Origin of the sequence: Amycolatopsis dongchuanensis, assembly GCF_039542405.1 — a bacterium.
Lineage (GTDB): Bacteria > Actinomycetota > Actinomycetes > Mycobacteriales > Pseudonocardiaceae > Amycolatopsis_E > Amycolatopsis_E sacchari.
The window spans coordinates 40,969-52,404 of the sequence record NZ_BAABIB010000040.1 but is presented as its reverse complement, the minus strand read 5'-3'; the positions used below and the strand labels follow the sequence as shown (position 1 = coordinate 52,404).

At 70.4% G+C, this 11,436-nt stretch carries 8 protein-coding genes; 3 read left to right on the top strand and 5 right to left on the bottom strand.

All coding sequences use genetic code 11. The features are described from left to right. Positions 1 to 713 precede the first annotated feature (713 nt). Both ABFX51_RS07605 and ABFX51_RS07600 read right to left on the bottom strand, forming a co-directional pair. Positions 714 to 1,523, bottom strand: coding sequence for an ABC transporter ATP-binding protein (locus tag ABFX51_RS07605; RefSeq protein WP_091504515.1), 810 nt, complete (start codon positions 1,521 to 1,523; stop codon positions 714 to 716). Between the two features lie 52 nt (positions 1,524 to 1,575). Beyond that, the gene (locus tag ABFX51_RS07600; protein WP_091504514.1) at positions 1,576 to 1,779 is read right to left on the bottom strand and encodes a hypothetical protein; all 204 of its coding nucleotides are present in this window, start codon (positions 1,777 to 1,779) and stop codon (positions 1,576 to 1,578) included. 128 nt (positions 1,780 to 1,907) lie between these two features. Here ABFX51_RS07600 and ABFX51_RS07595 point away from each other — a divergent pair, with 128 nt between their 5' ends. Then, positions 1,908 to 3,131, top strand: coding sequence for an NAD(P)/FAD-dependent oxidoreductase (locus ABFX51_RS07595; RefSeq protein WP_091504513.1), 1,224 nt, complete (start codon positions 1,908 to 1,910; stop codon positions 3,129 to 3,131). 7 nt (positions 3,132 to 3,138) lie between these two features. Here ABFX51_RS07595 and ABFX51_RS07590 read toward each other — a convergent pair whose 3' ends face one another. Further along, complete coding sequence (locus ABFX51_RS07590) at positions 3,139 to 4,353, bottom strand: Bcr/CflA family multidrug efflux MFS transporter (protein WP_346053059.1); 1,215 nt, start codon at positions 4,351 to 4,353, stop codon at positions 3,139 to 3,141. 121 nt (positions 4,354 to 4,474) lie between these two features. Here ABFX51_RS07590 and ABFX51_RS07585 point away from each other — a divergent pair, with 121 nt between their 5' ends. Then, complete coding sequence (locus tag ABFX51_RS07585) at positions 4,475 to 5,638, top strand: lactate 2-monooxygenase (RefSeq protein ID WP_346053057.1); 1,164 nt, start codon at positions 4,475 to 4,477, stop codon at positions 5,636 to 5,638. On the opposite strand, the gene ABFX51_RS07580 is transcribed toward ABFX51_RS07585, so the two are convergent. Together ABFX51_RS07580 and ABFX51_RS07575 are read right to left on the bottom strand one after the other, a co-directional pair. Continuing rightward, the gene (locus ABFX51_RS07580) at positions 5,571 to 6,698 is read right to left on the bottom strand and encodes a Cmx/CmrA family chloramphenicol efflux MFS transporter (RefSeq protein ID WP_346053055.1); all 1,128 of its coding nucleotides are present in this window, start codon (positions 6,696 to 6,698) and stop codon (positions 5,571 to 5,573) included. The two genes, ABFX51_RS07585 and ABFX51_RS07580, sit on opposite strands and share 68 nt — an antisense overlap. A gap of 140 nt (positions 6,699 to 6,838) precedes the next feature. Further along, entirely contained in the window at positions 6,839 to 7,264 is a 426-nt protein-coding gene (locus tag ABFX51_RS07575; RefSeq protein ID WP_346053053.1) for a VOC family protein, read from the bottom strand. A 129-nt stretch (positions 7,265 to 7,393) separates the two neighbouring features. On the opposite strand from ABFX51_RS07575, the gene hrpA reads away from it, so the two are divergent. Beyond that, a complete protein-coding gene (hrpA, locus tag ABFX51_RS07570; protein ID WP_346053051.1) occupies positions 7,394 to 11,260 on the top strand; it encodes an ATP-dependent RNA helicase HrpA in 3,867 nt (1,288 codons plus the stop codon). Positions 11,261 to 11,436 lie beyond the last annotated feature (176 nt).

Here is an 11,436-nt window from a genome sequence, read left to right as displayed (position 1 = left end):
CAACATGATCAACTACCGGACCGGCCAGCCGCCCACCGGGTTACGAGACATCCCTTAGGGACCCACACCGCCACCCCGCACCCGGCAACGCAACGGAAGCGGCCACACCGCCCCCACCCACCCCCGCCCCGATCCCCAGCCGCCGTGAACACTCAAGGATCGGGGCGGGGGTGGGGCCGCTTCAGCAGGGCGGTCACGCCCGGTAAACCCCGGTGCCTGGGCATTTAAGCGAGAAGATCAAAAGAATGCCTCGCCGGCGGGCAATACCGCTAAGTTAGTACGTTTTACCTGGTCAGGGCGTTACCGGAGGCTCTGTTCAGTCGTTCCCGCCGGTTAGGCGGTTCTCCACTTAAGACAGTCGCCGTTGCGGTTGAGGGGAATCTTCAATTGAGGCAACTGTTCTGTCGGGGTGTGACCGCTCTGTGGGCGACGCCTCCAAACGCCTCTGAGCTGCGGAAACTCGCCTAAACTTAGCGGTATTGGCCGGCGGGCAGGCTCCAGGATGATGGGGCCCAAAGGGATCTCACCTGGGGTGGGTGGTCGAGTTGAGTGATCATCCCGTCGCCTGCGGTTTGTGCATATCACTTTGCTCCAGGGCCGCAAGCTTTGGTCTTTCGGCCGCCGGTTCCGGCGCATGTTGCGGCCCTGGCTCAAAGTGATCGCCCGGTGTCAGGCGACGGGATGATCACCCAACTCTCGGGGGCTTTGTGCGGCTATCGCCGCGCCTTGGGAATCACCAGTGGGGTGCCCGTTTCCGGATCCGGCATCACGCGGCACGGGAGGTCGAAGATCTCCTCCACCCGTTCCGCCGTGACGACCTCCTCCGGGCTGCCCGTGGCGATGACCCTCCCACCGCGCATCGCGATGAGGTGGGTGCCGTACCGGGCGGCGTGGTTGAGATCGTGCAGCACCGCGACGAGCGTGCGGCCCTGTTCGGCGTGCAGTTGCGCGCACAGGTCCAGGATGTCCATCTGGTGCGAGATGTCCAGGAACGTCGTGGGCTCGTCCAGCAGCAGCAGTTCCGTTTCCTGCGCCAGCGCCATCGCCAGCCACACCCGCTGCCGCTGACCGCCGGACAGTTCGTCCACGAGGCGGTCGGCCAGTTCGGACACGCCCGTTGCGGACATAGAACGTTCTACGACTGCCGCATCCTCCTTCGACCACTGGCGCAGCAGCCGCTGATGCGGGTACCGGCCGCGGGCCACCAGATCCGCGACCGTGATGCCCTCGGGGGCGATCGAACTCTGCGGCAGCAACCCCAGGCGCCGCGCGACCTGCTTGGCGGGCATCGACGTGATGACCTCACCATCCAGGTACACCATCCCCTTGCGCGGCTTGAGCAACCGCGCCAGCGCCCGCAGCAGGGTGGTCTTCCCGCAAGCGTTCGGACCGACGATCACCGTGAAGGACTGGTCCGGGATGGTCACCCCGAGGTCTTCGGCGACCGTGCGCCCGTCGTAGGCGAGCGTCAGGCCCTCGCCGTGGAGCCGGGTGGCGGTCGTGGTTTCGGCGATCGCGGTCATGAAGTTAGGCTAACCTAGCCAGCCGATCCGGGGGTAGCGGCTGCAGGGGTGATCACTCCCGCGCTTCCTGTCCTACCACGACAACCGCGTCCCGCAACGCCGCGCGGAGACGTCCTACGTCCAGTGGTTCCAGTACCGCGGCCTCGCCGGGAGGTCCTACCAGCACGATGCGCCCGTTGCTGGTGAACACGGTCAGCGCCCGCTTCCGCCCTGCCAGATCGCGGCAGGTGACGGACCATTCGTCCTGAGCAGTCACGTCGTTCCCCTCGTTCGCTTCGCCCGGACCGCAGAAGGGACCGAAGCGGTGAGAGCTCGTGACGGTGGACGCGAAAAACTCACCCGGACGGTAGCGTGAGACAGGCCACCGGTGACAGGGAGAGAGCCATGGCGCAACCGCGACGCATCGTGATCCTCGGTGCGGGACTCGGTGGGGCGACAGCCGCGGCGACGCTGCGTGAACACGGGTACTCCGGCGAACTCGTTCTCCTGGGCGCCGAGGCCCACCGCCCGTACGAACTGCCCGCCCTGTCGAAAGGCGTGCTGCTGGGCGACGCCGAAGAACCGGACTGGGTGCGCGACGCCGGGTTCTACGAAGAGCACGACATCGACCTGCGCCGGCACACCATCGCGACGCGGATCGAACTCGGGGCGCGCCGGGTTGCCGACAACCAGGGCGGTGATCACCCCTACGACCGGCTGGTGCTCGCGACCGGTTCACAACCGCGCCTGCTGCCCGTCCCCGGCGCGGGGCTGCCCGGGGTGCGGACCCTGCGTACCCTCGACGACTCCCTCGCCCTGCGCGCGGCCTTCGCGGACGCCGAACGCGCCGTCGTGGTGGGCGCGGGCTGGATCGGCACTGAAGCGGCGGCCGCGGCCCGGCGGCACGGTGTCGACGTGACCGTCGTGGACCGCATCGCCGCGCCATTGCTACCCGTGCTGGGGCCGGAGGTAGCGGAGGTGTTCCGGAACATGCATGCCGAGCAGGGCGTGCACTGGCGTCTCGGCGCCGGGATCGCGGAGATCGCCGGGGACTCGGCCGGGGTGCGAGCCGTGCGGCTGGCCGACGGAACCGAACTGCCCGCGGACGTCGTCGTGGCGGCGGTCGGGGTGAGCCCGCGCGTGGAGTTGGCGCACGCCGCCGGCCTCGAACTCGCCGACGACGGCGGCGTCGCGGTGGACGCGAGCCTGCGCACGTCCGCGCCCGACGTGTTCGCGGTCGGGGACATCGCGTCGCACTTCCATCCGCGCTACGGCAGGCGCGTGCGTGTCGAGCACTGGGCCAACGCGAAGAACCAGGGCGCGCACGTGGCGGCGAACCTGCTCGGCGAGCACGAGCCCTACACCGCGGCCCCGTATTTCTTCACCGACCAGTACGACCTCGGCTGTGAGTACCGCGGCTTGGCGGATCCGGACACCGACCGGCTCGTGGTCCGCGGTGACCTCGGCACGCGGGAGTTCACCGCGTTCTGGCTCCGCGAGGGCCACGTAACCGCAGCGATGAACGTGAACGCCTGGGACGACGGCGACGCACTGCAGCGCCTGGTCGAAAACAGGCCCCCGGTGGACGAGAAAACCCTTACGGACGGCGATCTCTCGGCGATCGGCTGAGCCCCGGCTACGCCGTGCGCCGGGTCAGGGTCCGGAAGATCACCAGCGCCGCTACCGCGAAGCACGCCATCACCGTGCCCATCGGCACCGCGCTCGACGCGCCGCCGATGCTGACCAGCGGCGTCGCCAGTCCGCCGATCACGAACTGCAGCACGCCCAGCAACGCCGAGGCCGCGCCCGCCGAGTGCGGGTGCTCCGCCAGCGCCAGCGACGACGCGTTCGGCATCACCATGCCGATGCTCGACACCAGCAGCACCAACGGCACCAGCAAAGCCACCAGCGGCAACGAAAACACCGCCGCCGCGAGCACGCCCAGCCCGCCGACCGCCGACGCCGTCAGGCCCACCGCCAGCAGCGTGCGCTCCGCGAACCGCCCCACGAGCCGCCCGTTGAGCTGGCCCGCCAGCACGATCCCGATCCCGTTCCCGCCGAACACCAGGCTGAAGTCCTGCGGGCTCAGTCCGTACACCTCCTGCAGCACGAACGAGGACGCTGACACGTAGGCGAACAACCCCGCGAACATCAGCCCGCCCGCCAGCGCGTAGCCGAGGAACGACCGGTCCGCCAGCAACCTCCCGTACGTCCGCAGCGTCGCACCGAGCCGGTTCGGGCTGCGGCGTTCCGGCGGCAGCGGCTCCGGCAGCGCGAGCGCCGTCGCGAGCAGCAGCAGTGCGCCGAACACCGTCAGCACCACGAACACGCCGCGCCAGGACGTCAGACGTAGGACCTGTCCACCGAGCACCGGCGCCAGGATCGGCGCGAGGCCGCTCACCAGCATCAGCATCGAGAAGAACTTCGTCATCGCCGTGCCCGAGTACAGGTCGCGCACGATCGCCCTCGCGATCACGATCCCGGCCGCCGCGCCGAGCGCCTCCAGCATCCGCGCGGCGATGAGCAACTCCACCGAAGGGCTCACGGCGCACAGCACGGACGAAACCGCGTACACGGCCAGCCCGGCGAGCAACGGCTTGCGGCGCCCGACGGCGTCCGAGATGGGGCCCAGCACCAGCTGTCCCACGGCCAGTCCGACGATGAACGCCGTGAGTGTGAGCTGGAGGGTGGCGTCCGCGCTGTGCAGGTCGTCGGCCATCCTCGGCAGCGCGGGCAGGTACATGTCGATGGACAGTGGCGCGAAGGCCGAGAGGCCGCCGAGGATCAGCGCGTAACGCAGGGTTTTCGGTGCGGCGGGGGCAGTGGCAGTCGTCGAAGCAGTCGCGGTCAAAATCTCTCCCGTCTCCGAAAGACCGCGAACGACCGGGAACCCCCTGCTATTCCCCGACGTGGCGAGGACCACTCGGCGAACGGGCACGTAGGCTTCGCCCAGCGTCGACGAGGAGGTGCCTGTGGCCGAACGATTCGGTGGCTACCAGAACGAGATCTACCTGCAGGGCCTTGCCGGGAACAAGCCCCCGTTCACCACGGACCTCACCGCGCTGGAGGACGCCGCCGCGACCGTGCTCACCCCCGAGGCGCTGGGCTACGTCGCGGGCGGGGCGGGTTCGGGCGCCACCATGCGCGCGAACCGCGAGGCGTTCGACCGCTGGCGGATCGTGCCCCGCATGCTCACCGACGCGACCGACCGCGACCTGATGACGACGCTGTTCGGCACCGAGTTCCCCGCGCCGGTGCTGCTCGCACCCGTCGGCGTGCAGTCGATCGTGCACCCGGACGCCGAACTCGCCACCGCCCGCGCCGCCGCCGGGCTGGGGGTGCCGATGATCCTGTCCACCGCCGCGTCCCGGACGCTCGAGGAGGTCGCCGAGGCGAGCGGCGAGGGCCCGCGCTGGTTCCAGCTGTACTGGCCCAACCACCCCGACGTCTGCGCGAGCATCGTCGGGCGTGCCCGCGAGGCCGGCTACACCGCGCTCGTCGTCACGCTCGACACGTGGACGCTCGCGTGGCGCCCGCGGGACCTCGACCGCGCGTACCTGCCGTTCATCCGCAACGAGGGCACCGCCATCGCCATGTCTGACCCCGCTTTCCGCGCCCTGCTGGCGAAATCGCCCGAGGAGGACGAGCAGATGGCGCTCCTGCAGTGGGTGGGCATGTTCACCGGCACCGACAAGAGCTGGCAGCAGCTGGCGGTGCTGCGCGAGCTGTGGGACGGGCCGATCCTGCTCAAGGGCATCCAGCACGTCGACGACGCCCGCCGCGCCGCCGACGCCGGGATGGACGGCGTCGTCGTCTCCAACCACGGCGGCAGGCAGGTCGACGGCGCGCTCGGTGCGCTGGAGGCACTGCCGGGCATCGCCCAGGCGGTCGGCGACCGGCTGGAGGTGCTGTTCGACTCCGGGGTGCGCACCGGTGCGGACGTCCTCAAGGCCCTGGCGCTGGGCGCGAAGGCGGTGCTGCTCGGGCGGCCCTACGTGTACGGGCTGGGCCTCGGCGGCGAGGACGGCGTCCGGCACGTGCTCCGCAGTCTGCTCGCCGACCTGGACCTCACCCTCGGGCTGGCCGGTCACCGGTCTCCCGCGACGCTGAGCCCCGAGGTGCTCGTCCGCGCGTGATCGCGAGGAACACCGCGACGAGTGCCGCGCTGACCCAGGCCGGGCCGCGCCCGTCCACGCCCAGTGCCACCGCGGCCAGCGCGGGTCCCACGGCGGCGCCGACGTTCAGGGCCGCCGTGGCGTAGGAACCCGCCATCGTCGGCGCACCCGCGGCTTCGTGGAGCGCCGAGGCGATCAGCGTGCTGCCGACGCCGAACGAGAGCGCGCCCTGCGTGAACGCCAGCACGAACACCGCGCCGGGGAACGCGGCGAGCGCGAGCCAGCCGCCGAGCAGGAGCAGCCCGCCCACGCCGAGCACGACGCCCGGCCGGTCGTCGGACAGCCGCCCCGCGACGGTGACCCCCGCGAAAGACCCCAGCCCGAACAGCACCAGCACGACGGGAACGGCCGCTCCGGCCGCGAGTGCGGCGAGGAACGTGAAGCTGCCGAACGTGGCCGCGTTGACGAACGCGCCGAGCAGCAGCACCACGAGCAGGCGCGGCCGCCGCAGCTCGGCCAGTTCCCGGCGGAGGTCCACCCGCGCCGCCGCGCCCGCGGGCACGAGCAGGACCGCCACCAAGGCGGGCAGGCACAGCAGCGCGACCGCCCAGAACGTGGCCCGCCAGCCGAACGCCGCACCGAGCAGTGCGCCGCCCGGCACGCCGGCGACCGTCGCGAGCGTGGTCCCCGCGAGCAGGACGGCCACCGCGCGTCCCTTCCTGCCGGTGTCGGCCGCCGCCGCGAGCGCGACCGCGAGGAAACCGGCGTTGGCCAGTGCCGCGAGGACCCTGGTGGTGAACAACACGGCGAAGCTCCCGGTCACCGCGCCGGCCACGTGCGCGGCCAGGAACACGACGAGGAACCCGCCGAGGCTCGCCCGCCGCGGCCAGCGGCGGGCGAGTGCGGCCATGAGCGGTGCGCCGACGACCAGACCGATCGCGAACGCCGACGTGAGCAGCCCCGCCGTGCCCAGTGGCACGCCGAGATCCACGGCGAGGTCCGGCAGCAGGCCGGCGAGCATGAACTCCGACGTGCCCATGGCGAACACGGCGACAGCGAGCAGGTAGAGGGAAAACGGCATCGAGCGACTCCGGGGTGAGAGAGCGGTTGGTACGTCTCGTCACTCCCGGTCAGCCGGGGAATCTCAGGGGTTCAGGGGGCTGACGGGGTGACCGAAAGCCCCCGCCCAGTCCGCTTCCGGGCTCGACACGAGACCGGACTCTACTCGACGCCGCTCCCCGGGGTCTTCCCGAAACGGGCACGGGCTTCGTCACTGACCGGGGTGAAGAAGTTGACCAGGTTGCCGTCGGGATCGCGGAACAGCAGCGACCGGTTCCCCCACGGCATCGTGGTCGGCTTCTGCACGACCTCGGGCGCGGCGGCCAGGGCCGTCAGCCGTTCGTGCTCCCGGTCGACGTCCTCGACGAGGAACTCCAGGATCACGGTCCGGTTCGAGCGCGGCACGGCGGCGCCCGGGCTGAACAACGCCATGGTTTCGACGCTGCCGATGGCGAGGGTGCACGACGGGGTCACGAGTTCGGCGAACTGCTCGGCGAGCCAGCGCGCTTCGACGCCGGTGGCCTGTTCCCAGAACTCGACGAGGCGGCGGACGTCTTCGGTGATGACGCGGACGGAGGCGAACTGCACGGTGGTTCCTTCCTGGACTGGAGTGGACACCGGCCAAGCTAGGGGTGACTCCGGACAGAACCCGCCCGGATTGGCGAGGGATTTAACCGGCGGACACACCCCGCGACCGCCGGTTAAACTGGAATCCGTATGTCTACGCCATCCCCCCTTGCTGAGCTGCGGGCCAGGCTGCCCGAGTTGATGCTGCGCGACGAGCACCGGTTGCGGCGGCGGCTCGACGGTGCCCGCAAGGCGCGGGACCCGGAGCGCGTGGCGCGGCAGCTCGCGGCCGACGTCGACGCCGCGGAGCAGCGCGTGCGGCGGCGCCGGGCGAACCGGCCGAAGATCACCTACCCCGCCGAGCTGCCGGTCAGCAGGCGCAAGGACGACATCGCGGCCGCGATCAGGGACAACCAGGTCGTGATCGTCGCGGGGGAGACCGGGTCCGGCAAGACCACACAGCTGCCCAAGATCTGCCTGGAACTGGGGCTCGGCGTGCGCGGCCAGATCGGGCACACCCAGCCGCGGCGGCTCGCGGCCCGCACCGTCGCGGAGCGCATCGCGAGCGAGCTGGGCACGGAGCTCGGCGGCGCGGTCGGGTACCAGGTGCGGTTCACCGACACCAGCGGCGACGACACGATGGTCAAGCTGATGACCGACGGCATCCTGCTGGCCGAGATCCAGCACGACCGGATGCTGCGCCGCTACGACACGATCATCATCGACGAGGCGCACGAACGCAGCCTCAACATCGACTTCCTGCTCGGCTACCTCAAGCAGCTGCTGCCGCGCCGCCCCGACCTCAAGGTGATCATCACCTCGGCGACGATCGACCCCGAGCGCTTCGCCGAGCACTTCGGGGGCGCGCCGATCGTCGAGGTCTCCGGCCGGACTTACCCGGTCGAGGTCCGCTACCGGCCCATTGTGGACCCCGACCAGCCGGACGCCGAGGAGCGCGACCAGGTCCAGGCGATCTCCGACGCGGTCGACGAGCTGTGTGCCGAAGGGCCCGGCGACATCCTCGTGTTCCTGTCCGGGGAACGGGAGATCCGCGACACGGCGGACGCACTGTCCAAACAGGACCGTCCGAACACGGAGGTCCTGCCGCTGTACGCGCGGTTGTCGGCGGCGGACCAGCACCGCGTGTTCCAGCGGCACACCGGGCGGCGCATCGTGCTCGCGACGAACGTCGCCGAGACGTCGCTGACCGTGCCGGGCATCAAGTACGTGATCGACCCGGGCACCGCGCGCATCTCCCGCTACAGCCACCGCACGAAGGTGCAGCGGCTGCCGATCGAGCCGATTTCGCAGGCGTCCGCGAACCAGCGGAAGGGCCGCTGCGGCCGCACGTCGGACGGCATCTGCATCCGGCTGTACACCGAGGCGGACTTCGAGTCGCGCCCGGAGTTCACCGATCCGGAGATCCTGCGCACGAACCTCGCCTCGGTCATCCTGCAGATGACCGCGCTCGGGCTCGGCGACATCGCCGCGTTCCCGTTCGTCGAGGCGCCGGACCGCAGGCAGATCACCGACGGCAAGCAGCTGCTGCAGGAGCTCGGCGCGTTCGACGGGGACAAGCTCACCGAGGTCGGCAGGCAGCTCGCGCAGCTGCCGGTGGACCCGCGGCTGGGCCGGATGGTGCTGGAGGCCGCGAAGAACGGCTGCGTGCGCGAGGTGATGATCATCGCCGCGGCACTGTCCATCCAGGACCCGCGCGAGCGGCCGGCCGACAAGCAGGAGGCCGCGCAGCAGCAGCACGCCCGGTTCGCCGACAAGACCTCGGACTTCCTGGCGTACCTGAACCTGTGGGAGTACCTGCGGGAGCAGCAGAAAGCGCTTTCCAACAACCAGTTCCGCAGGCTGTGTCGCAACGAGTTCCTCAACTACCTGCGCGTGCGCGAGTGGCAGGACATCTACAGCCAGCTCCGCCAGCTCGCGAAACCGCTCGGCATCACGCTCAACAGCGAGCCCGCCGACCCGCAGAACGTGCACATCTCGCTGCTCGCCGGGCTGCTGTCGCACGTCGGGCTGAAGGACCCGGAGAAGGGCGACTACCTCGGTGCGCGGGGTGCGCGGTTCGCGGTGTTCCCCGGTTCGGCGTTGTTCAAGAAGCAGCCGCGCTGGCTGGTGTCGGCGGAACTGGTCGAGACCTCCCGGCTGTGGGCGCGGGTGAACGCCCGGATCGAACCCGAGTGGGTCGAGCCGCTCGCGGGGCACCTGGTGAAGCGCACGTACTCGGAGCCGCACTGGGAGCGCAAGCGCGCCGCGGTCGTGGCGAGTGAGCGCGTGACGCTCTACGGCGTACCGCTCGTGGTGGGGCGCAAGGTGAACTACGGGCGCATCGACCCGGAGCTGTCGCGCGAGCTGTTCATCCGGCACGCGCTGGTCGAGGGTGACTGGGACACGCGGCACGAGTTCTTCGCGGCCAACCGGGCGCTGCTCGACGAGGTCGAGGACCTGGAGAACCGCGCCCGCCGCCGTGACCTGCTGGTCGACGACCAGACGTTGTTCGAGTTCTACGACCAGCGCGTCGGCGAGGAAGTGGTGTCGGGGCGGCATTTCGATACCTGGTGGAAGAAGACACGGCGCACGCAGCCCGACCTGCTCAACTTCGAGAAGGCGATGCTGGTCACCGAGGCGGCGGACGCCGTGCGCGAGTCCGACTACCCGGACACGTGGACGCAGGGTTCGCAGCGGCTCGCGCTGACGTACCAGTTCGAGCCGGGCGCCGACGCCGACGGCGTGACCGTCCACATTCCACTCCCGGTGCTGAACCAGATCACGCCCGACGGGTTCGACTGGCAGGTGCCGGGGTTGCGCGAGGAGCTGGTGACGGCGCTGATCAAGTCGTTGCCCAAGCAGCTGAGGCGCAACTTCGTGCCCGCGCCGGACACGGCGAAGTACGTGCTGTCGCGGGTTTCCCCGGCGGACGGCCCGCTGCTCGACGTGCTGGCGGCGGAGCTGGAGGACCTGCGGGGCGTGCCGGTGCCGCCGGACGCCTGGCAGCTCGCGGCCGTGCCGGAGCACCTGCGGATGACGTTCCGCGTCGTCGACGAGCGGGGGCGCAAGCTCGCCGAGGGCAAGGACCTGCTCGCGCTGAAGCGGTCGTTGAGCGGCAAGGTCCGCGAGACGATTTCCAAGGCTGCCAACAGCATCGAGCGCGAGGGGCTGACGAAGCCGGCGTTCGGGGAGCTGCCCCGGGTGTTCGCGAGCACCCGCCGCGGGCACGAGGTGAAAGCGTTTCCCGCGCTCGTCGACGAGGGTTCGACGGTGGCCGTGCGGATGCTCGACACGCCGGTCGAGCAGCGGCAGCAGATGTGGCTGGGCACGCGGAAGCTGTTGCGGCTGAACCTGCCCTCGCCGATGAAGTTCATCAACCGCAACCTGTCGAACAACGCGAAACTGGTGCTGGGCCGCAACCCGCACGGCAGCGTCGCAGGGTTGCTGGAGGACTGCGTGAACTGCGCGGTCGACAAGCTGATGGCCGACAACGGCGGTCCGTCGTGGGACGAGGCCGGGTTCGCCGTGCTGCTGGAGAAGGTGCGTGGCAGCGTGAACCCGACCGTCCTGGTTGTACTGTCCGAAGTGGAGCAGATCCTGCGCGCCGCGAACGACGTGGAAACGCGCCTGGCGGACGCGCGCGGCCCTGCGGAGTCGCTCGCGGACATCCGCGCCCAGCTCGACGGGCTGGTGTTCCCGGGTTTCGTGACGGCGACGGGCTTCGACCGGCTGCCGAACCTGGTCCGCTACCTGCGGGCGATCGAGCGCCGGATCGACAAACTGGCGAACGCGGCGGCCAAGGATGTCGAGCTGCTGCGCGATGTGCAGTGGCTGCAGGAGGAGTACCAGCGGGCGGTGGCGGCGCTGCCCCCGGGCGTCCAGCCGGGCCCGGAGCTGGTCGAGGTGCGCTGGATGCTGGAGGAGCTGCGGGTGAGCTACTTCGCCCAGACGCTCGGCACGGCACACCCGGTATCCGCGAAGCGGATCCTGAAGGCCCTCGACGCCGCGGCGGCTTGAGGGTTGGGTGGTGGTGTCGCTGGACTGGCGCCGTGAAGGCGAGTTGACGGGCTAGTCGACTGAGTGCTGGCGGGAGGCTGGGGAGTGGTGGGGCGGGGCCTCGCGGTGGGGCGGTTGTCGCTGTTTCGTGGTGGTCTCTCTGGTCGGTGTTCACTCGGGGATCCGGCGAAGCGGAT

Excerpts from the sequence above, each read along its gene's own strand:
- ABFX51_RS07595 (WP_091504513.1), top strand. The coding sequence starts at position 1,908 with ATGGCGCAACCGCGACGCATCGTGATCCTCGGTGCGGGACTCGGTGGG.
- hrpA (WP_346053051.1), top strand. The coding sequence starts at position 7,394 with ATGTCTACGCCATCCCCCCTTGCTGAGCTGCGGGCCAGGCTGCCCGAG.
- ABFX51_RS07605 (WP_091504515.1), bottom strand. The coding sequence starts at position 1,523 with ATGACCGCGATCGCCGAAACCACGACCGCCACCCGGCTCCACGGCGAG.
- ABFX51_RS07580 (WP_346053055.1), bottom strand. The coding sequence starts at position 6,698 with ATGCCGTTTTCCCTCTACCTGCTCGCTGTCGCCGTGTTCGCCATGGGC.